Origin of the sequence: Seonamhaeicola maritimus, from assembly GCF_008056315.1 — a bacterium.
GTDB classification, from domain to species: domain Bacteria; phylum Bacteroidota; class Bacteroidia; order Flavobacteriales; family Flavobacteriaceae; genus Seonamhaeicola; species Seonamhaeicola maritimus.
In genome coordinates this window covers 16,266-38,372 of the sequence record NZ_VRKQ01000006.1, presented here as the reverse complement: position 1 = coordinate 38,372, position 22,107 = coordinate 16,266, and the positions used below count along the sequence as shown (strand labels likewise).

Annotated in this window: 12 protein-coding genes and 1 tRNA gene; 12 read left to right on the top strand and 1 reads right to left on the bottom strand. The window is 33.9% G+C overall.

Annotated features, from left to right (window positions below):
- Nucleotides 1-122: 122 nt before the first annotated feature.
- Nucleotides 123-2,561, top strand: a complete 2,439-nt coding sequence (locus FUA22_RS00135) for a helix-turn-helix domain-containing protein (RefSeq protein WP_147765473.1) — start codon at nucleotides 123-125, stop codon at nucleotides 2,559-2,561.
- A 141-nt stretch (nucleotides 2,562-2,702) separates the two neighbouring features.
- Here FUA22_RS00135 and FUA22_RS00130 read toward each other — a convergent pair whose 3' ends face one another.
- Nucleotides 2,703-3,845 carry an acyl-CoA dehydrogenase gene (locus FUA22_RS00130; RefSeq protein WP_147765472.1) on the bottom strand — a complete coding sequence of 381 codons (1,143 nt, stop codon included), beginning with the start codon at nucleotides 3,843-3,845 and terminating at the stop codon, nucleotides 2,703-2,705.
- A gap of 89 nt (nucleotides 3,846-3,934) precedes the next feature.
- Between FUA22_RS00130 and FUA22_RS00125 the strand changes: the two genes are divergently transcribed.
- From FUA22_RS00125 to FUA22_RS00075, 11 genes are all read left to right on the top strand, one after another.
- The gene (locus FUA22_RS00125; protein WP_147765471.1) at nucleotides 3,935-4,999 is read left to right on the top strand and encodes an anhydro-N-acetylmuramic acid kinase; all 1,065 of its coding nucleotides are present in this window, start codon (nucleotides 3,935-3,937) and stop codon (nucleotides 4,997-4,999) included.
- 159 nt (nucleotides 5,000-5,158) lie between these two features.
- Entirely contained in the window at nucleotides 5,159-6,385 is a 1,227-nt protein-coding gene (locus FUA22_RS00120; protein ID WP_147765470.1) for a Glu/Leu/Phe/Val dehydrogenase dimerization domain-containing protein, read from the top strand.
- 9 nt (nucleotides 6,386-6,394) lie between these two features.
- Entirely contained in the window at nucleotides 6,395-7,789 is a 1,395-nt protein-coding gene (gene nhaD / locus FUA22_RS00115) for a sodium:proton antiporter NhaD (RefSeq protein ID WP_147765469.1), read from the top strand.
- Between the two features lie 121 nt (nucleotides 7,790-7,910).
- On the top strand, nucleotides 7,911-8,618 hold the full coding sequence (locus tag FUA22_RS00110; protein WP_147765468.1) for a MotA/TolQ/ExbB proton channel family protein: 708 nt from the start codon (nucleotides 7,911-7,913) through the stop codon (nucleotides 8,616-8,618).
- A 1-nt stretch (nucleotide 8,619) separates the two neighbouring features.
- Nucleotides 8,620-9,015 carry an ExbD/TolR family protein gene (locus tag FUA22_RS00105; protein WP_147765467.1) on the top strand — a complete coding sequence of 132 codons (396 nt, stop codon included), beginning with the start codon at nucleotides 8,620-8,622 and terminating at the stop codon, nucleotides 9,013-9,015.
- Between the two features lie 28 nt (nucleotides 9,016-9,043).
- Nucleotides 9,044-9,892, top strand: coding sequence for an energy transducer TonB (locus FUA22_RS00100; RefSeq protein ID WP_147765466.1), 849 nt, complete (start codon nucleotides 9,044-9,046; stop codon nucleotides 9,890-9,892).
- 3 nt (nucleotides 9,893-9,895) lie between these two features.
- Entirely contained in the window at nucleotides 9,896-11,113 is a 1,218-nt protein-coding gene (locus FUA22_RS00095) for a bifunctional folylpolyglutamate synthase/dihydrofolate synthase (RefSeq protein WP_147765465.1), read from the top strand.
- Between the two features lie 63 nt (nucleotides 11,114-11,176).
- Nucleotides 11,177-11,251 (top strand) — tRNA-Val (locus FUA22_RS00090).
- A 243-nt stretch (nucleotides 11,252-11,494) separates the two neighbouring features.
- On the top strand, nucleotides 11,495-12,262 hold the full coding sequence (locus tag FUA22_RS00085; RefSeq protein WP_147765464.1) for a LuxR C-terminal-related transcriptional regulator: 768 nt from the start codon (nucleotides 11,495-11,497) through the stop codon (nucleotides 12,260-12,262).
- A gap of 400 nt (nucleotides 12,263-12,662) precedes the next feature.
- Entirely contained in the window at nucleotides 12,663-17,822 is a 5,160-nt protein-coding gene (locus tag FUA22_RS00080; RefSeq protein ID WP_147765463.1) for a T9SS type A sorting domain-containing protein, read from the top strand.
- 526 nt (nucleotides 17,823-18,348) lie between these two features.
- On the top strand, nucleotides 18,349-22,083 hold the full coding sequence (locus tag FUA22_RS00075) for a YCF48-related protein (RefSeq protein WP_147765462.1): 3,735 nt from the start codon (nucleotides 18,349-18,351) through the stop codon (nucleotides 22,081-22,083).
- Nucleotides 22,084-22,107 lie beyond the last annotated feature (24 nt).

The following is a 22,107-nucleotide window of genomic DNA, read 5'->3' as shown; positions in this document are numbered from 1 at the left end:
AACCTCACTATTTAACAACAAACCCTTATCTAAAATGGATACGAGGTTGTTTTTTATGTAGTAGCTCGGTATATTTATAAGTGAGAATTATTATCTTCCAAGTTCTAAAATTTAGCATTAGAATGACTGAAAATAAGGAGCTCGACTTGGCGTGGGATTTTGTAAATCAGACCAATAGATCTATTTTTTTAACAGGTAAGGCAGGAACTGGTAAAACCACGTTTTTACACCGCTTAAAAATGCATAGTTTAAAGCGTTTGGTAGTGGTGGCTCCTACGGGTGTGGCTGCAATTAATGCTAAAGGTGTGACTATACACTCATTTTTTCAAATGCCTTTTGGGCCTATTTTGCCGGATACCGATTTGAATGCGAGTAAAGGTTTTAATAGGAAATTCAGCAAGACAAAGATTAATATTATTAAGTCGATGGACCTTTTAGTGATTGATGAGATTAGTATGGTACGTGCTGATTTGCTGGACGGGATTGATAGAACCTTACGTCGATTTAGAAATAGAAACAAGGTGTTTGGAGGTGTGCAAGTTTTGATGATTGGTGATTTGCAACAATTGTCGCCCGTAATTAAAGAGCAGGAATGGGACTTGTTAAAACATGTCTATAAAAATGGATTTTTTTTTAGTAGTAAGGCGTTTGAAACCTGTAGTGCTATTATCATTGAATTGAAACATATTTACAGACAAGAGAACCCTAAGTTTATTGAGATGCTGAATGCTATTAGGAATAACAATCTTACTGAAGAAGTGGCTAATGAGTTGAATAAAAGGTGTATTCCTGATTTTACACCAGAACCCAATGAAGGATATATTTCTTTAACCACACACAATAATAAGGCTGAAGCAACAAATAGGATAGAGTTGGAAAAGCTAACAACAAAAAAGCAAAACTATAGGGCTGAAATTGATGGGAAATTTCCCGAGTATTCTTATCCAAACAAAAAAACTTTAGAACTGAAAGTTGGAGCCCAAGTCATGTTTGTTAAAAATGATAGCAGCCCAGAGAAACGTTATTTTAATGGGAAGATTGGAAAGGTAATACATTTAGATGCTGATGAAGTTGTAGTGCATTGTCCTGATGATGATTTTAATATTATTGTGACCCCTGAAATTTGGGAGAATATAAATTACTCTGTTGATGTTGAAACAAAAGCTATTACCGAAGAGAAAATAGGTTCTTATACGCAAATGCCTTTACGTTTGGCTTGGAGTATTACCATACATAAAAGCCAAGGTTTAACTTTTGAAAAGGCCATTATTGATGCAGGAAGTGCTTTTGCTCATGGGCAAACTTATGTGGCATTGAGTAGGTGTAAATCATTAGAAGGTTTGGTATTGAAAAGTAAAATACATTCTAATCAAATTATTAGTGATGGGAATGTGATAAGTTTTAATGAGCAGGCAGAGGAAAACGCTCCTGATGAGAAGGTTTTAACAGATTCACAAAAGAATTTTCAGTTAGATTTAATTTCAGAGGTTTTTGAATTTTATCCATTTTTATACCCTTTAAATCGTATTCTGGATATTTATTATAAAAATAGAACGGTTGTTGAAGGACCAATTGAAGCAATCTTTTTGCCAATAAAAGAATGTGTTGCAAACCTATTAAAAGTGGCTAATGGGTTTAATGCGCAACTAAATCAACTTTCATCTGAAATATTAGCGGTTGAAGAAAGTGAGGTTATTCAAAAACGTTTCATTAAGGCAATTAATTATTTTAAGATAGAAACTGAAACTAAAATTTCTGAGCCGTTAAAAACTTTTGCTTTTACAACCGATAATCAAGCAATAGGAAAAGAAATCACCAAGCATTTAGATTCTTTTGAGGAGCTACTAATAGTGAAAACTGCTTATTATAAAGGTTTAGTTAATGGTTTTAAAACCAAACAGTTTTTGGAATTGAGGGCTAAATCCGTTTTTATTGGAAAAGACAAGCCTAAGAAATCTAGAAAAGCGATTATTGATGGAACTACTAATGTGGAACTGTTTGAAAAGCTACGGATTTTAAGAAATGATATTGCCAAAGAAAAAGATTTAATTCATTATCAAATTTTTTCGCAAAAGGCGCTTTATGAGATATGTGAAACATTGCCAACTACAAAGCAAGAATTGTTGCAAGTAGGTGGTATGGGGAAAACTCGGGTTGACAAATATGGTGCGCTAATTTTAAAGGTGATTAGAACCTATTGCGAAGAGCACGATATTGAAATGACTGCAGATATTGATATTTTTGAAGAAATTAAACCTAAACGAAAGAAAGGTGACACTAAAAAGGAGTCTTTAGCCTTGTTTCAAAAAGGTAAATCTGTTCAAGAAATTGCTGGTTTTAGAGAACTAAATGAGAATACTGTTTTTGGGCACTTAGCAGGGTTTATTCCTACCGGCGAAGTAAAGGTTACAGATTTAATCTCTGAAACGCACTATCAAGAATTAAAATCACTTATTCCTCAAAAGACATTTGAAAATATTTCTGATTTAAAACATCAAGTAGATCAAAAATATAGCTATGGTGAATTACGTTTGGTTTTAGAGGAATTGAAGAATGATTGAAATAATCCATAACAAATTAGACGTCATTGTGAGGAACAAAGTGACGTAACGATCTCATGGTTTTAGGAATATACAAGAAAGTATTTGTCAATTCATTCAACAGATTCTTACGGTCGTTCCTCTCTCAGAATGACAACTTGGTTAATCTCTTAGAATACTTCTAGAGATTACAATCTTTTGGATTTCAGAAGTGCCTTCATATATCTGAGTAATTTTTGCATCGCGCATTAAACGTTCTACATGATAATCTTTTACAAAGCCATTCCCACCATGAATTTGTACTGCTTCAACAGTGTGTTTCATGGCAACTTCAGAAGCATATAGTTTAGCCATGGCACTAGATAAGTCATAATTTTTTCCTTGGTCTTTATCCCAGGCTGCCTTCATGACTAAATGACGAGCTGCAGCAATTTCGGTGTGCATATCAGCCAATTTGAATGCAATGGCTTGGTGGTTACCAATTTCTGTTCCGAAGGCTTTACGAACTTTACTGTATTTTAAAGCCAATTCATAAGCTCCTTGTGCAATACCTAAAGCTTGAGCCGCAATACCTATTCTACCTCCAGAAAGTGTTTTCATGGCAAATCTGAAACCAGATCCATTAGCTCCAATTCTATTTTCTTTAGGAACTTTTACATCATTAAACTGAAGGGTGTGCGTGTCACTACCACGTATTCCTAATTTATCTTCTTTCGGTCCTACATGAAATCCTTTCATGTCTTTTTCAACTATAAAGGCATTAATTCCATGAGAACCTTTGTCTTTATCAGTTTGTGCTATCACCAAATAAAAATCGGCTCGTCCTCCATTAGTTATCCAGTTCTTAGTGCCATTCAGCAAATAGTAATCGCCTTTATCTATAGCAGTTGTTTTTTGTGATGTGGCATCACTTCCTGCTTCAGGTTCACTTAAACAAAATGCGCCAATACATTCTCCAGATGCCAATTTAGTTAAATACTTTTCTTTTTGTTTTTCGCTTCCGTAGGCTTCTAAGCCATAACAAACCAATGAATTGTTGACGGATACCATAACTGAAGCTGAGGCATCAATTTTTGAAAGTTCTTCCATGATAAGAACGTATGAAATGGTATCCATACCGCTACCACCATATTTTGGGTCTACCATAATACCCATAAAACCTAATTCACTCATTTTCTTAACTAGTTTATCAGAGAATTCTTGTTTGTTGTCACGTTCAATAACACCAGGTAGCAATTCTGTTTGTGCAAACTCTCTAGCTGCATCCCTAATCATGATATGTTCTTCGGAAAGCTTAAAATCCATAACCTATTAAAATTTGTCATTAGAAAATAATGACAAATATACTATTTTGAGTGCGATATTTTTAATGAATATATCTATTTTTGTTTAATATGATAAAATCACGTTATAAAATCATAGGAGTAATGTCTGGAACATCATTAGATGGAATAGACTTAATTTATGCATCTTTTAAGTTAAATAATAATTGGGAATTTGATATTCATGTTAGCGAGACTGTTTCTTATAATGATGAGTGGAAAGAAAAACTCAAGAATTTGGTAGTTTATTCTTCTGAAGAATTACATCAAATAGATATAGATTACACCAGACATTTAGCTTCCGTAATTACTGATTTTATAAATAGACATAGTATTGATGAGATTAACGCCATTTGCTCTCACGGTCATACCGCATTGCATCAACCTGAAAAAAAGTTAACATATCAAATAGGTAATATGTCTCAAATTGCTTCACTTTTGAATCATAGAGTTGTATGTAATTTTAGAGTTCAAGATGTGGAATTGGGTGGTCAGGGTGCACCATTGGTGCCCATAGGAGATAAGCTATTGTTTTTGGAATATGATTATTGTATCAATCTAGGAGGGTTTGCAAATATTTCGTCTGAAATAAATAAAACTAGAATAGCTTATGATATTTGTCCTGTAAATATTGTTTTAAATCATTATGTAAAACCATTGGGGCTAGATTTTGATAATGGAGGTAAGTTAGCTGCTCAAGGAGAAATCAATTTAGAGTTATTAGACCGACTAAATACTTTGGACTTTTATAGAGAAGATCCTCCAAAATCTTTGGGGTTAGAATGGGTTAAAATGAATGTGTTACCTGTAATAGATTCCTTCAATCTAAAAATAAATACAATTCTAAGAACATTCGTAGAACATGTTGCTATTCAGATAGGTAAAGCTATTAAGAGTAACCCTGATGGCACTGTTTTAATTACTGGAGGAGGTGCTTATAATCAGTTTTTAATAGAAAGAATTAGAGTTCATTCTAAGAACGAAATCATCTTACCTTCAAAAGAAATTATCGAATTTAAAGAAGCGCTCATTTTTGGATTTTTAGGTGTGCTAAAACTTAGAAATGAAAACAATTGCCTAATGAGTGTTACAGGAGCTTCAGAAGATCACAGTTCAGGCATAATTTTTCTTCCTTAAAAATAACAGTAAATTAATACTTAAGCTACTAAGTTTTTTATATTTGTTACTTTAATAATTAAAAATCATTTAAAAATCATGACTCAACTTTAGCTACTCTGGATTTCTATTTAAAGAACCCAAATTATTGGCTTTTAGTTGAATATATGATATTAAAAAATGAAAGAATTATTAAAAAGATACGAAAACAAAGAACCAGAAATAGTTTTTAATTGGAAAGATTCCATTACGGATGCAGAAGGATGGGTAGTGATAAACTCTTTAAGGGGCGGTGCTTCTGGTGGAGGAACACGAATGAGAAAGGGTTTAGATATGAATGAAGTGTTATCATTAGCCAAAACTATGGAAATTAAGTTTACGGTTTCTGGACCAGCTATTGGAGGTGCTAAATCTGGCATTAATTTCGACCCGAAAGACCCCAGAAAAGAAGGTGTGTTGGAGCGTTGGTATGCTGCGGTTTCACCTTTGTTAAAAAGTTATTACGGTACAGGTGGCGATATGAATGTTGATGAAACACATGAGGTAATTCCTATTACAGAACAGAGTGGTGTTTGGCATCCGCAAGAAGGTGTTTTTAATGGCCATTTTAAACCTACCGAAGCAGATAAAATAAACAGAATTGGCCAGTTAAGACAGGGTGTTATTAAGGTTATTGAAAACCCTATTTACTCACCAGATGTTTCCAAAAAATATACAGTTGCAGATATGATTACCGGTTTTGGTGTTGCCGAAGCTGTTAAACATTATTATGATATTTATGGAGGAAGTGTAAAAGGGAAAAGAGCTGTTGTTCAGGGATTTGGAAATGTAGGAGCCGCTGCAGCTTTTTATTTATCACAAATGGGAGCCAAAATAGTTGGGATTATTGATATAGCTGGTGGCGTGATAAATGAGGATGGTTTTTCATTTAATGACATAAGTCATTTTTTTCTATCCAAAAAGGGTAATACATTAGCAGCTGAAAACTTAATTCCGTTTGAGGAGGCCAACAGAAAAATTTGGGCAATCAATACTCAAATTTTTGCACCTTGTGCCGCGTCCCGCTTAATAACCATTCATCAAATAGATGAAATGATTGATAGCGGCCTTGAGGTGGTTTCTTGTGGAGCCAATGTGCCTTTTGCGGATAAAGAAATTTTCTTTGGTCCTATTATGGAACATACTGATTACCGCGTTAGTTTAATTCCAGATTTTATTTCGAACTGTGGAATGGCAAGAGTGTTTGCATATTTTATGGAGCGTAAAGTACAAATGACAGACGAAGCAATTTTTAACGATACATCAAATATAATTAGAGAAGCTATTGAAAAAGTACATAGCAAAAATCAATCTAAAACTGGATTGAGTGCTACTGCTTTTGAGATTGCTCTCAACCAACTTATTTAAAAAAGAGATATGGAAGCAGTGATTATTTTAGTTTTTGTAATGGGTTATTTAGCCATTACCCTTGAACATAGTATAAAAATTGATAAATTAATTCCTGCTCTGGTCATGATGGCCATTTGTTGGGCTCTTATAGCTCTTGGTCTGGATACGTTTCCGCAATGGTTTGATTCAGGTAAGCATGCGCTTTTAGAGAATTTCGGATTGTTGGGTCATGAAGAAAAGACCCATTTGATGGAAGAAACTTTACTGCATCATTTAGGTAAAACTTCAGAAATCTTGGTGTTCTTATTAGGAGCTATGACTATTGTTGAAATCATTGATTATTTTGATGGTTTCTCTACCATAAAAAGTTTTATAAAAACGAAGAAAAAGACCAAAATCTTATGGATTTTTTCAATTTTAGCATTCATTCTTTCCGCTATTATTGACAATCTAACAGCAACCATAGTACTTATATCTATTCTTCAAAAAATTGTAAAAGACAGAAATACGAGAATTTGGTTTGCAGGTTTAATAATCATTGCTGCTAATGCTGGTGGAGCTTGGTCTCCAATTGGAGATGTAACAACTACCATGCTTTGGATTGGAAATAAAGTAACTACTGGAAACTTAATTGCTTACTTGCTTATACCGTCGTTCTTCTGTATGGCAGTCCCATCTTTAATAGCCTCATTTTTGCCAGCTTTCAAAGGAGAGTTGGATATTGAAGAAGGTGTAGAAAAACCAAAATCTAAGTTTAGCGGTACCATGCTTTATTTAGGTCTAGGAGCTATTGTTTTTGTGCCAATTTTTAAAACCATTACGCATTTGCCTCCTTATGTAGGTATGATGTTGTCTTTAGGAATTGTAGCTACTTTTGCAGAGATTTATAGTAGCTCTAAATTTAGTTTAACAGAGTATCATGCTGAGGAAAGTGAAGCGCATGCGCACCACAGTCCAGTCCATTATTCATTATCCAAAATAGAGTTGCCTAGTATATTATTCTTCTTAGGAATACTAATGGCGGTAGCGGCTTTAGAGTCTTTAGGGATTTTATTTGGTGCTGCAGATTGGTTAAGAGAAAGCACTCCGCGATTAGGAACTGAAATTCATGAAGGTGGCGTGTCAGATTTGGTTGTTATGTTCTTAGGTGTAGGTTCTGCGGTTATTGATAATGTACCGTTAGTAGCTGCCAGTTTAGGGATGTTCTCAGAGCCATTAGATGATCAACTTTGGCATTTTATAGCATTTTCTGCAGGTACCGGTGGTAGTATGTTAATTATTGGTTCAGCAGCAGGTGTTGTTGCTATGGGAATGGAAAAAATTGACTTTTTCTGGTACTTACGTAAAATATCTTGGTTAGCCTTAATAGGTTTTGTTGTAGGTTCTGCTGCATTCATGGTAATGCGAGGTATTCTTGGGTAAATTTTCCAATAGATTTATCTAATTGGTCTAATAATTGTTAGTTAGGTTTTATCAAAAACATTTTTTGTTATACTTTAACAAAAAATGTAACGTTATACAGTTGCAATAAATTTATTATTATATGCTTAGCACATTTTTAACCCTACAAAATGCACAAGAAGCTGGGGAAGCTTTAGCTGATGGAGAATCAGTGGAAAAAACACTTTCAATTATTGAGTTAATTACTAGCGGAGGTGCTGCGGGACAAGTTATTATAGCTATCTTGTTTCTACTATTAATATTTGCCTGTTATATTTATTTTGAAAGATTGTTTGCCATTAAGGCGGCTTCTAAAGTCGATTCTAATTTTATGAATCAGATTAAAGACCATGTGAGTAACGGCAAAATAGATTCTGCACAAGTACTTTGTGCTCAAGTGAATTCTCCGGTTTCAAGATTAATTGGAAAAGGTATTACAAGAATAGGGAAGCCACTAGCCGATATTAATACAGCTATTGAAAATGCAGGTAGATTAGAAATTTACGGTCTTGAAAAGAATGTTAGTATTCTCGCAACTATTTCGGGAGCAGCTCCTATGATTGGATTTCTTGGTACAGTTGTTGGAATGATATTAGCAATATTTGAGCTAGCAAATGCTGGAGGTTCTATTCAAATGGATGTTTTAGCTGGAGGGTTATATACAGCAATGACAACTACAGTTGGTGGCTTAATTGTTGGTATTGTAGCTTACATTGCTTATAACCATTTAGTGGTTAGAACAGATAAAGTAGTCTATCAAATGGAGGCAAATTCATTGGAGTTTTTAGATCATTTAAACGAACCTACCTAATATGAATTTTAGAGGAAGAAATAAAGTAACACCAGAATTCAATATGTCTTCAATGACAGATATTGTATTTCTGTTATTAATCTTTTTCATGATTGCATCTACTTTAGTTTCAGCTGAAGCTATAGATTTACTTCTGCCAAAATCGTCTAGTAAAACTACACAGGTTAAGAACATATCGGTAAGTGTTAATAAGAAACATCAGTATTTCGTAGATATGAAAATGGTTCCTAAAAGCCAATTAGAGAGTACTATTCTAACGGCTATGCAAGGAAGCAGTACTTCTTCAATAACAATTAGGTCAGATCAAGATGTAGAAATGAAACATGTTGTTTACATTATGGATATTGCTAATAGGAATAAAATAAAATCAACTTTAGCAGTAAAATCTACCAAATAATATTTTTGGGTTTTAATAGTCATAAATAATGAAATATTTTGAGACAAAACATGAAAAGGATTCGGCAAAAATCACCTTGCTGATTACTTTGATTATAGTGTTGATGATATTCGTTATGGGGCCACAATATATGGATCCTCCTGAAGAATATGGAGTTGCGGTTAACTTTGGAAACTCAAGTGTTGGTCAGGGTAAAGTGCAGCCTAAGAAACCTGTAAAGTCTGAGCCTAAGGAGATAAATGAGCCACCGCAACCGGAGGCTTCAGATTCTCAACCAACAAAGGCAGAGGAAGTAAAAGAAGAGATTTTAACCCAAGAAGATGAAGAGGCTATAGCCATAAAAAAGCAAAAAGAGGCAGAGGCAAAAGCAAAAGCTGAGGCCGAAGCAAAGGCAAAGGCTGAAGCCGAAAGAATAGCTAAAGAAAAGCGAGATCAAGAAGAGAAAAAGAAAAAACTAGATGCTTTAATTGGAGGTGTTAGTAAGTCTGAAGGCTCCGAAACTGGAAGTGAAGGTAATGATAATACAGCTGGAGATAAAGGACAATTAGATGGTGATCCGTATGCACCTAGTTATTTTGGTGACCCGGGATCTGGAAGTGGTGGAGTTGGTTACGGATTGAATGGTAGAGGAAGTGCAAGGTATACTACAATGAAGCAGGACTGTAACGAATCCGGAATGGTTATAGTTAGAATAGAGGTTAATAGAAACGGAAATGTTGTTAATGCAACTCCCGGTGTAAAGGGTACTACTAATACTGCCCAATGTTTGTTAGATCCTGCAAAAAAAATAGCCATGTCTCATAAATGGCGTCCCGACTCTAAAGCACCTGCAAAACAAATAGGTTTTGTGAAAGTAAACTTTAAATTAGGGCAATAGCTAATGACATATCAAGATACTCTCAATTGGATGTTTTCTCAGCTGCCAATGTATCAACGTCAGGGGAAATCTGCGTATAAAGCAGATTTAAATAATACGCATTTACTGGTAGAACACTTAAATAATCCACATCATAATTTTAAATCGGTTCATGTGGCAGGAACCAATGGTAAAGGGTCTACAAGCCATATGTTGGCTTCTATTTTACAAGAGGCAGGATATAAAGTGGGTTTATATACGTCTCCCCATTTAAAAGACTTTAGAGAGCGTATTAAGATTGACGGACAAGTCGTTTCCAAGCAATTTGTTATTGGTTTTATTAAACGCAGTAAGGCTTTTTTTGAAAAAAATCAGTTATCTTTTTTTGAAATGACCGTTGGAATGGCTTTTGAATATTTTTCAAAACGAAAAGTCGATATTGCCATTATTGAAGTTGGGCTAGGAGGAAGGCTAGATTCAACAAATGTGGTTACTCCGGAAGTTTCGGTAATAACAAATATTGGGATGGATCACACACAATTTTTAGGTGATACACTTGAAAAGATTGCTGTTGAAAAAGGAGGAATAATTAAACCGAAAACTCCTGTTGTAGTTGGAGAAACGCAACAAGAAACTAAAAATGTATTCAGAGAATTAGCTAAACATAATAATTCAAAAATTGTATTTGCAGATAAAGATGTAGAAACCGATTTAGAAAGTGATTTAAAAGGCGTCTATCAGTTCAAGAATATAAAAACGGCTATTCAGACGGTTAGGGAACTACGTTTAAAAGGGTATAAAATTTCTGAGAGTAACTTGAAAATAGGATTGTTAAATGTCATTAAAAACACTGGGCTACTAGGGCGTTGGCAGGTTTTAAATAATAAACCAAAAGTAGTTTGTGATACAGGGCACAATAGAGAGGGGTTAACCCATGTAATGAAGCAAGTTAAGAGTGAAAAGTTTAATAATTTGCATATTGTTTTTGGTGTAGTGAGTGATAAAGATTTAAATTCAATTGTAGATTTGTTACCTTTAGAAGCAAGATATTATTTTTGTAAACCCCAAATATCTAGAGGTTTACCTGCTAAAGCATTAAAAAGGTGTTTTGATGAACATGCCCTAAAAGGTGAGGCTTATAATTCTGTAAAAGAAGCCTATAATGCAGCTCTAAATAATTCTAAGAAGGAAGACTTTATTTTTATTGGAGGTAGTACTTTTGTAGTGGCCGAAATAATTTAAATTTTCTTTAAAAAAGTTTTTGCAGTTTTAAAAACTAGATTATATTTGCACACCTAATTACAGGGGCGCGTAGCTCAGTTGGTTCAGAGCACTTGGTTTACACCCAAGGGGTCAGGGGTTCGAATCCCTTCGCGCCCACATCAATTAAAATTCCGATTTGATTTTCAAATCGGAATTTTTGTTTTTGGAAGTATCCGAGTTTACTCGTGATAATTTCCGAAAACAAAAATTACAAAGTATGCGAAAGCATACAGGAATTTTACTTGCAGTAGTGGTTTCGCTTTAGGATATCCAATCCCTTTATCCCCTAAAATTTCATTTGGTAGAGTAAGAATATACCCCTTTATTTCTTTTTTCGTAGATTTGAGTAATTGCTATTAAATGATTATAAAGAATATAAAGCATACTTATCAAGACATATTTAAGTCTTATGATAATCCTTCTCTCGAAAAGCACATTCAAAAGATAATTGAGTTAGATGTTTATTTGCCGTATAGTTCTACTTTTTTCTGTATCACTAATACTCAAGATTTATCGTTTGAATATGTGAGTAAAAATATGAATGCTTGTTTGGGTTTAGATAAAGAGCTGTTTGATAAAGGCGGTATGAAGTATTTTTGGAGTAGAATACATCCAGAGGATATTGAGCGTTGGTTGCAGGCATTAAATGAGCTCATGAATTTTACATTAAAAGAAATTGATGGAAAAGACCGTCTTAAAATGAGCTATACCTGGAATTACCGTTTTAAAAATGCTCAAGATGAATATGTAAATATTATTCAAAATACTACGCCTCTGGAATTTGATACAAATCATAAACCTATTATTGGTTTAGCTCATTATACAGTATTGCATCCTAACATTAAAATGCAGGTTTGTGCTTCGGCTAAACTGCTGAATCAGCAAAATGAATATGAAACCAAATATTTTAATAATTATTCTCAAAAGCTTTTAAATGCCATAAGTAATAGGGAACGAGATATTATTAGGCTCTTGGTTTTAGACTACTCTAGTAAGCAAATAGCAGAAAAACTTGAAATTTCTTCTAACACTGTAGATACACATAGAAGAAATATTCTTAAAAAATTGAATATTTCTTCCACCGGAGAGCTTATTGGCATGTTAAAAATGAATAGAAACTTGTTGTAGCTTTCAATCTAATAAGTTATTTCCTGTAAAAAGTAAGTTGTACACCCTTTTTATTATTCCTTTAGTCGAAAAACGTACGAAAAATCTAAAAAATACTCAAATTGAGTATTGTGGTATAAGCAATTAAGTTGCAACTTTACATTGCTATTAATTAGTTCTTAGGGAGAATTAAGGTGCCTGTTTAAGAACGAATCCTCGTTTTTAGCAGGCACTATTTTTTTGTATTAATAAAATTTCTCCTATAAAAAATACCTAATAGTGGGTATTTCAAGAATTAATAATAGTGTCTAAGTTTACATTGTAGTTATTTCAATTACACCTCCCTTTTTAGTACCAAGCCCCAACTACTTTATTTAATATTCTTAGCTATGTAATTGCTATTAACTAAAAATCACTCATTATGAAAAAATTCTATTTACTTTTTGGACTATTATTTATAACTTCATTAGGTTACTCTCAAACTTATGATAACTCTGCAGGTTATTACATAAGCACAATGATAGCGACTATTTCAGGGACGGATACGCCCGACGAGTTTATTGAGTTTCGAGGTCCAGCAGGAACCTCATTTCCAACGGGTACCTATTTAGTTACTATTGAAGGAGATGGAGAAAGCGGAAACCTTGGAATAGTTCTAGAAGCTTTAGATTTAAGTGGTCTTACTTTTGGTACAAATGGATATCTTACCGTTACGTTTGACCCAGATACAGGTGTTGCTGGCATTGGTAATTCTTATGAAACAGTTTTGGCTGCGTCTGCGTCTAATGATTACACTCAAGTAGATGTTACGGGATATGATGGTGATTTAATTAATTATAGCGGATCCTATTTATTAATTAGTGCACTTACTAATCCTATTGGTCTAAATGTTGATTCTCCTGCTGATGGTGAGTTTGATGCTGTTGGAGCTCATACTGCCTGGAACATATATGATTCAGTTAGTTCATTAGATGATGATAATGGTGGAGAAGGTAGCGAATTTGGATATGGTCAAATGATTGTAGCCAATAATTATTCTACAAACCCAGGGATTTTTAAATTTCCTTCAACAAGTTCTGTTTTAAGTCTTGATGATTTTGGTACTTCACAGTCACGTGTGTATTACATTGGAAGACAAGGAGAATCAACAGGTTATGATATTGATTTAGATTGGATGGCTGGACAAACTTATTCTCAATCAGTGAGACCAAATTGGGAATTTAATGGTGTTTTTTCAAAAGTATCTCCAGACGCTCTTGCCAAAACAACGCTTCCAGATTCCTCTTTTGGAGGTCCAAATGTTGATCCTGTGAGTGATTCTTCATTAGTTTATATACCAGATCCTAATTTTGAACAAGCACTTATTGCTGAAAAAATAGATGCTTCAGGAATATTGAATGGCATTATTTTGAAAAGTGAAGCTGAAGCGGTTACTGGACAATTAGATGTACGAGAGAGTAATATTTCAGATTTAACAGGTATAGAAGCTTTTGTTAACATCACTGAATTACAAGTTGGAGAAAACCTATTATCTACTATTAATATTTCTAATAATCCAAAGCTTTTAAAAATTTGGGCTTATGGTAATCAACTTACGAATATCGATTTTTCTAATAACACAAAAATACATCGTGTATCTATAGGTAGAAATCAACTAACAGAACTAGATGTTTCTATGTTGCCAGACGTTGATACGCTTCTTATTAGTACGAATCAAATAAAGAGTATTGATCTATCCAACAATCCAAATTTAGTTAGGCTTAGTTTTGGTGCACTTCAACTTAAAAGTTTAGACCTATCAAAGAACACTAAATTAGAGCATCTAGTTCTCGGAAATAACACAGAATTGGTACATCTTGATTTACGTAGTGGATACAATGAACTGATACATACTTTTTCTATACACACCACACCAAACTTAACATGTATATATGCTGATGCAAATTACGACCCATTAGTTGATACAGAAATACCTGCTGAAATTTCTCAAGCAATGGTAGATGAGATAGCTGCTCAATCTAAAACCCTTAGTGAAGATTGTGGAACAGTATTTATACCAGATGAGAATTTTGAAACCTATTTAGAAACTCATAATGCTGTGGGAGAAGAAGTAACTTTAGGAGATCCAACTAGTATGGGTGATGGCGTTTTAAATAATTTAACATTAAAAAGTAAAGTTGAAACTGTAACTGATTTAACAGTTAATTCTTTAAATATTGCAAGCCTGACGGGTATTGAAGCTTTTAAAAATATTACCGATTTAAATTGTCGATCTAATCCAAGTTTAACTAGTCTTAATATTACAAAAAATGGTTCACTTACTAAATTAGATTGTAGAGTTACCGGTATTTCTCATTTAGACGTTTCAAATAATGGAGAGCTAACGTATTTAGCATGTGGTAATGCCAATATGACAAATATAGATGTATCAAAAAACACAAACCTCGAAACATTGAGACTAGGGAATTCAGACCTATCTACCATCGATGTATCAAATAATATAGCTTTAACTTGGCTGGAGGTACATGGTAATAACTTAACAAGTATAGATATTACAAATAATAAAAATTTGACTTCTTTATCAGCTAGTCACAACCAATTATCAAATTTAGATATTAGTAATAATGGACTTTTAGAATTTTTATATGGTAACGATAATCAATTAACGGGAATAGACGTTACTTCAAATAAAAGTTTAGAGCGCTTGCAAATTAATAATAATCAAATAACAGATATAGATGTTTCTACAAATACTGCTTTATTAAGCTTGAATTGCGCTGATAATAATTTAAATAGTTTGGATGTTAGCATAAATAAGGACTTAACTAGCTTAATTTGCAGTAGAAATCAAATTTCTAGTTTAAATGTAGAAAAGAATACGAAACTCATTCATTTAGCCATATTCGATATACCAATTACTGAAATTAATTTAATAAATAATAAAGAATTAAGGAGGTTTTATGCGAATAATAATCAGTTTCTATCAACTATTGATTTTAGTCAAAATTCAAAATTGAATCTAGTAACAATTACAAATAGTGTTATTAAAACCCTAGACTTAAGCAATAGCCCTGGGTTGTTATTTCTCCGTTTGTATGATAATCCGCAATTAGCACATTTTGATATAAGGAATAATAACAATACAATCGTTTCTAGATTTGATATTTGGAATACTCCAAACTTAACATGTATCAATGCTGATGCTAATTACGACCCATTAGTTGATACAGAAATACCTACCGAAATTTCTCAAGCAATGATAGACTCTGGTAAAATATTTAGTGAAGATTGTGGCGATTTTGTAGAGATACTAGATAGTAATTTTACGAATATTTCTTGTAATGGAGCTAATAACGGAACTATCAATATAACGGTTTCCAATGGTCTTGCTCCATACGTTTTCGAATGGACAAATAGTGAGAATCCAGAATTTAGTTCTTCAAATGAAGACTTGGCAGGTCTTGCACCAGGCACCTATCAGTTATTAATTACAGATGCCAATGGTACAACAGCCTCTTTGTCTGGAATAATAATAACAGAACCGGTTTTATTAACAGCTACTGCAACAGGTGAAGCTTTATTATGCTTTGGCGATAGTGATGGAGAAATAAATTTAACAGTTAGTGGCGGAACAGCACCATATACTTATTCATGGAGTAATGGTTCTACAGTAGAAGACCCAAGTGGATTAGTGGTAGGTGATTATACCGTAGTTGTTACCGATGCCAATGGATGTACTACCAATTTAAGCGCATCTATTACAGAACCAGAATTACTAGTTGCAAGTATTACTAACATTTCAACAATTTGTTCTAATAATGCCACTGTAACTGTTGCTGGAGGTACACTTGATTATACGTATTTGTGGAGTAACGGTGCTACAGAAGCATCAATAAATAATGTGCCCGCTGGAACTTATGATGTTACTGTTACAGATGCAAACGGATGTACAACAATTGCGAGTATTGATCTTACAGTAGGAGAAGCTTTTAATCCGTCAGCATCAGTAACAGATGTGACTTGTTTTGGTGAAAACAATGGTGTCATTACCGTTACCAATGCCAATGGAGATGCGCCATTTTCATTTAGTATAGATGGTATTAATTTTATAGATGGCGAGTTTCCATACAGTTTTAATGACCTTGCTGCCGATACCTATGAAATTGCAGTTAGAGATAAGAATGGATGTACAGGTTTTATATCTAAAACCGTTTCAGAACCAGAAGAATTGACCGCAACATTGCTTATAGTTGAAAGTACTTGCTTTGATCAAAGCACCGGGGCGATTTCTGTAGATGCCTCGGGTGGAACAGGTGGTTTAAGTTATAGCTGGACCGGTGAAGGTTATACCGCGTCACAAAAAAACATAAACGGTTTGGCAGCTGGAACTTATGTGTTAACAGTTACTGATAATAACGAGTGTACAACGACTCTTGAAGTTGAAGTACCAACATTCCATGAGATTGTAGTTGAAGCCAAAATAACAGATGTTTTATGTAGAGGCGAACTTACAGGAGCTATAGATTTAACGGTATCTGGAGGAAGTGGAAGTGGAAGTGAAAGTGGATTTACTTATAGTTGGACAGGTAATATCATATCAACATCTCAAGACATTTCAAATCTTGGTGCTGGTGTTAACTATAATGTAACCATTACCGATATTGGAACTGGGTGTACGGTATCTAAATCTTATGTTATTACTGAACCAGAAACTAATCTTGCGTTAGCCACGACCAAGACCAATGCTTCTGGGTGTGGAGCAAGTGCTGGAACAATAACGGCATCAGGTAGTGGCGGTACCCCTCCCTATAAATACAGATTAGATGAAGGAGCTTATCAATCATCTAACATGTTTTCGTTCCTTTCAGGAGGGACTTACATGGTATGGGTTAGAGATTTTAATGGCTGTACGAGTTCAAAAGAAGTTATAATTACTGATAACGGAAAGGATGAATATGAAAGTAACAATAGCAAAAAGAAAGCTGTTGAGATTGGTATAGGCCCTACCATTAATGGTAGAATAGCATTAGCAAATGACGTTGCAGATTGGTTTAAATTTGATGCATTTGATGCACCTGAAAACGGAAATTATACTGTAGCCCTGACACATCCTTCAATCAATTTTAATTTAGATCTGTATCCAGATGGTAAAAATGCTTCTGCAATGGTTCCAGTAGGCAATGGTGAATATGAATTAATTGGAGGAGCCACGTACTATGTAGAAATAACCTCTACAGAGGTATCATTTATTTGTTATGATTTGATTGTTTCCAAAGTGGCTAGCGTTGGTAAACGAGGTGCCACTAAAAATCAAGAAATTGAGATTAATGATTTATCAGTAAGAGCTTACCCAAATCCGCATAAAGGTTCATTTAATCTTTCTGTTAAATCCCCAGAAGAAGGAATGGCACAGATACAATTGTTTAATGTTTTAGGGCAATTACTTTCAAAAAGAGAGGTGTTTGTTGTAAAGGGTCAAGAGACCATTGTCAATTTTAATGACGCTGACAGAGGTATGATTCTTTATCATATCAAGTTAAATGGTAAAAATATAAATGGAAAATTAGTAGGTAAAGATTAACTTTAATAAGACTAATAATAGGAAATGACGTAAAAAAGGCAAACCAAATCTGTTACAATTGTAGAGTAGAACTTAATCGGTTTAATTAAAACTAGGCGGGGGCAGTTAAAAACTATCCTCGCTTTTTTTTATGCATAAACTTTGTGTTGCTTAAAACCAGTCATACATCCTTTTTATCTTTCTTTTAATCGAAAAATGTACGAAAAATCTAAAAAATACTCAAATTGAGTATTGCGAGCCTAAGTCTTTTTTATAATCTTTATAACGCTATTAATTAATTCTTAGGGAGAATTAAGGGTGCCTGTTTAAAAGCAAAACCTAGTTTTTATCAGGCACTATTTTTTGATAATAACAAAATTTCTCCTATTAAAAATACCTAATAATGGGTATTTCAAGAATTAATGATAGTGTGTATGTTTACATTGTAATCTAGATAGATTACTTTTTCCTAAAACAATAGCTACCCCTTTATTTACTATAGATTATCTGTTATAGTTATGATTGTTAACCTAACAACCAAATAATTATGAAGAAATTAATTACTATTAAAAAGTTTTCAATTTTTGTCTTTTCAATTTTATGCTTTAATACAGGTGTGTTTGCACAATGGGAATCTATACCCTCAGGTACTACCAATAATTTATGGGATGTACATTTCCCTAGTACAAATATTGGTTACGCTGTAGGATGGAATGATACAGTATTAAAAACCATTGACGGAGGAACAACTTGGGCAGTGCAAAACACCTTATTATCTGGATTTAGATACTATGGCGTCCATTTTAAGAATGAATTGAGTGGGTTCGCTGTTGGTAGAAAGGAATTCGATAATGGTATTGTTCATTATACCACTGATGGAGGTGCCAATTGGTTTGGTAAACCATTAGGCTTTCAAGACTTGTTATGGAACAATATTGATTTTGCAGAGGACAATGTATATGGTATAATGGTTGGACAAGAGGGACAAATAGCATATAGTGATGATGGTGGAGATACATGGTATAAAAGAATATCGCCAGCAGGTACACTTGGACATGTTATGGATGTAGATTTTGTAGATGAGTGGAATGCAATTGCTGTTGGATATTCATCTGCTAGTGTTGGATTTATTATTAAAACAACAGATGGAGGTGGTTCTTGGTCTAGTATAGAAACGAATATAGCAGGGGGATTGTATTCTGTATCATTTGTAGATGCTCAAAATGGTCTTGCTGTAGGTTCGGGAGGACGTATTTATAAAACAAGTGATGGGGGAAACAGCTGGAGTCTAAAATATACAGGTACAAACACTTTAAATGGAGTGCATTTTTATGATAATGAAAAGGCTATTACTGTTGGAAATGCTGGAGATATCTTTGTGTCTCAGGATGGTGGAGCTAATTGGGAATTTCAGGATTCTGGAACAACATTCAATTTAAGAGGTGTTTGCAAAAATAATAATGCTACAGCATTTGCTACGGGAGTATCGGGGCTAATTATTAAGGATAATTGTGCTCAAAGTGGAACAATTTCTTTTTTAGATAATACATCCCCTCCATTTAAAGCTTCAGATTTAACAGTTGAATCCAAAATATATTTCTACTATAATGTAGAGGATAATGCAAATGTTCCTCCAATATGCACAGTGGTGGAAGAGTTCCAAAGTTTTAGTGGACAATTGGTTAAAATAGGAGCGCAATACCTAGGAAATGGTTTATTACAAATGTGGTTGGATTTCAGTACAGATAGTACTCCTAAGAGTTTGACAATCTCTATACCAAACTCTATATCCCAAAATGGACTCAGTATTAATTTTGAGAATAAACCACCAAATTTTCAGTTAGATTTAAAAGTTAGAGAGGATGTTAAGGAAAGTGTTAACGTTTTTGGTGGAGCCGGCGTGGGGTTGTCTTTGATTGAAGGAGGAATTGGAGTAGGAGGAGCCTCAGTTGCTCTTTCCAAACAGTCATTAACAGGCTCTGGAGGTATGGGGCTTAAGTTTACCTATGACCTATCTGGAGCTCAAACTATTAATAGGACATTTAATGTTAGTGCAGGAGTTTCAGCCGAAATTCCTGCTATTGGATCCAATATACCTATTGTAAATGAAGTTTTACAAGGGGAAGTAAAATTGATTGGTTCTTTCGGTCAAAGTATGAAGTTCATAGATGATAGTGATACTACAAAAAAAGCCAAAGCGGCTTATCTTATGGAAAGTTTTGGTTTAGGGTCGATTCCGTTAAGTCCATTTGCGGGGGTTTATATGGTGGCTTTAAAGAATGTTTTGGTAGACCTTAATCCAGACCTTAATGGGTTGTATTCAACCTATCATAACTCTAACCAATATGGAGTTGGAGTAGAAGGGAATATTTCTGTAGGATACAATTTTAAATTTGGTGAAACGGAATTTGATTTTTTTCAAGCGGGAGTAAATACATCATTATCAGTTTCTTTGGAAAGTTTAATTAAGGAAAACAAGAAATCAATTGATATAGGTCTTGCTACAGCATTTGATTTATCTGCTTTGGATTTAAAGATACTTAATGATAAGGTAGATTTTGGTAAGCAGCTTAATTTTAACTTTGGTGGTAAAATTGGGTTAAATGGAACTTATGATTCTACAAAAGGTTCGATAGATAAGATAGGTTTAGTATATGAGAGTAATGAGTCAGCCCAAGTTTCACTATTACATAGATCTGTGTCTAGAAAATATGAATTCATTATTCCTGAAAGTGTAATTGCTAGTAATAGCGGGGTTGACAATTTAATAGGTGTTACATCTGATCTTTTGACCCTTGGAGAATCTAACAAGACATTTAAGGCAGGGGTGGATTATTTTACATCAAATTTGGATGAAATCTATTCCCAAAACCCTCTAACTCTAGGTGAATACAGTCAGCATAATATTATGCAAATCAGTGAGTCTAATTCAATTGGAGTTAAAGATAATATAGGAATCGATCTAAGTATAGTGATTGGGTCTGGAGTTGGAGTTTCTTTGGGCTTAGAATACGGATATCTTAGTGAGTCGGAATACTTAAAAAGCGAATATGTTGTAATTAATGATACTATTCTTCCTACTGTTAAAAATGCAAGGAACTTAGATGATTTAGTTTCTTTAAGTGGCGAAATCACAGATCTTTTAAATGGGACAACATTGCTGTTGGATGGAGCTTTCGATGAGCTAATATCTAAGGTAGAGCAACCCATTGAGGATGGTATTGCTTTTATTGTTGATATTGGTGACTCTACTGTAGAATTGGCAGGAACATTGGTTTCTGACGGAGAAAAATGGGTGCTTAGGTGGTTAGATCCAACATATAATACAATATTTAATAAGACCTCAGGCTTTAAGTCAGAGGTAAGACAAGTATATGCTTCTAAAGTTTCCAATGCAAAAGAGGGGATCGGATTAAATAAACTTGTTGAAAATTCAAAATTATACATTATAAGCAATAATTTGAATCTTAACCTAATGGATATTGGGGAGAACCCTATTGAAACTTTTGATCCTGTTAATTTAAGTATCACCATAGATCAAGCAAAAGTTGATGAACTGGAATTTACAGATACTGAGAAGGCATTAGCCAAAATGTATCTTTATGATGACGTAAATTTAGTATGGGAAGAGGTGACAGGAGATAATAATGTAGATATTAATATAGTTGAAACACAAATTACCAAAGCAGGTAATTATGCCATAGGCATCGCTTATGATCCTGCTACTATGGACAATACAGCTCCTGAAATACAAGATCATTATCCTAAAGAAGGAAATGTTACCCCACCAACTGAAGAGTATTGGGCTACATTATATGAGGCTTTAACAGGAGCCGGGATTGATCTCGCACAAACCATTATAAAGATTGATGATGTTGAAGTTGCAGCACTTTGGGACCCAGTAAACAATAAAATACTTTATACTCCAGAGACTCCACTTACAGATGGTTCTCATACCTTTGAGGTTGTTGTTAAAGATCTTAACGGCAACACCAACTCTATCTTTTCAAATTTTACGGTTGATAGTACTTTAAGTACAGAATTTATTTCTGATATAAATACATTTAGAGTATACCCTAACCCTACCCAAAACCTATTACATATAAAAGGTAACATTTCTGAATTGAATTCAATAAGTATATATAACGCATTAGGGCAACACGTTATGAGTGTTGGCGATAATCTAGAACGTATAAATATTAGTACGTTAAAACCCGCCCTGTATTTTGTTAAACTTAGAACCAATGAAGGGGAGCGCATTATAAAAATTGTAAAAGAATAATATCGTTAATCTAGGTTAAATTAA

Coding starts and splice junctions, on each gene's coding strand:
- FUA22_RS00135 (WP_147765473.1), top strand. CDS start 123: ATGACTGAAAATAAGGAGCTCGACTTGGCGTGGGATTTTGTAAATCAG.
- FUA22_RS00130 (WP_147765472.1), bottom strand. CDS start 3,845: ATGGATTTTAAGCTTTCCGAAGAACATATCATGATTAGGGATGCAGCT.
- FUA22_RS00125 (WP_147765471.1), top strand. CDS start 3,935: ATGATAAAATCACGTTATAAAATCATAGGAGTAATGTCTGGAACATCA.
- FUA22_RS00120 (WP_147765470.1), top strand. CDS start 5,159: ATGAAAGAATTATTAAAAAGATACGAAAACAAAGAACCAGAAATAGTT.
- nhaD (WP_147765469.1), top strand. CDS start 6,395: ATGGAAGCAGTGATTATTTTAGTTTTTGTAATGGGTTATTTAGCCATT.
- FUA22_RS00110 (WP_147765468.1), top strand. CDS start 7,911: ATGCTTAGCACATTTTTAACCCTACAAAATGCACAAGAAGCTGGGGAA.
- FUA22_RS00105 (WP_147765467.1), top strand. CDS start 8,620: ATGAATTTTAGAGGAAGAAATAAAGTAACACCAGAATTCAATATGTCT.
- FUA22_RS00100 (WP_147765466.1), top strand. CDS start 9,044: ATGAAATATTTTGAGACAAAACATGAAAAGGATTCGGCAAAAATCACC.
- FUA22_RS00095 (WP_147765465.1), top strand. CDS start 9,896: ATGACATATCAAGATACTCTCAATTGGATGTTTTCTCAGCTGCCAATG.
- FUA22_RS00085 (WP_147765464.1), top strand. CDS start 11,495: ATGATTATAAAGAATATAAAGCATACTTATCAAGACATATTTAAGTCT.
- FUA22_RS00080 (WP_147765463.1), top strand. CDS start 12,663: ATGAAAAAATTCTATTTACTTTTTGGACTATTATTTATAACTTCATTA.
- FUA22_RS00075 (WP_147765462.1), top strand. CDS start 18,349: ATGAAGAAATTAATTACTATTAAAAAGTTTTCAATTTTTGTCTTTTCA.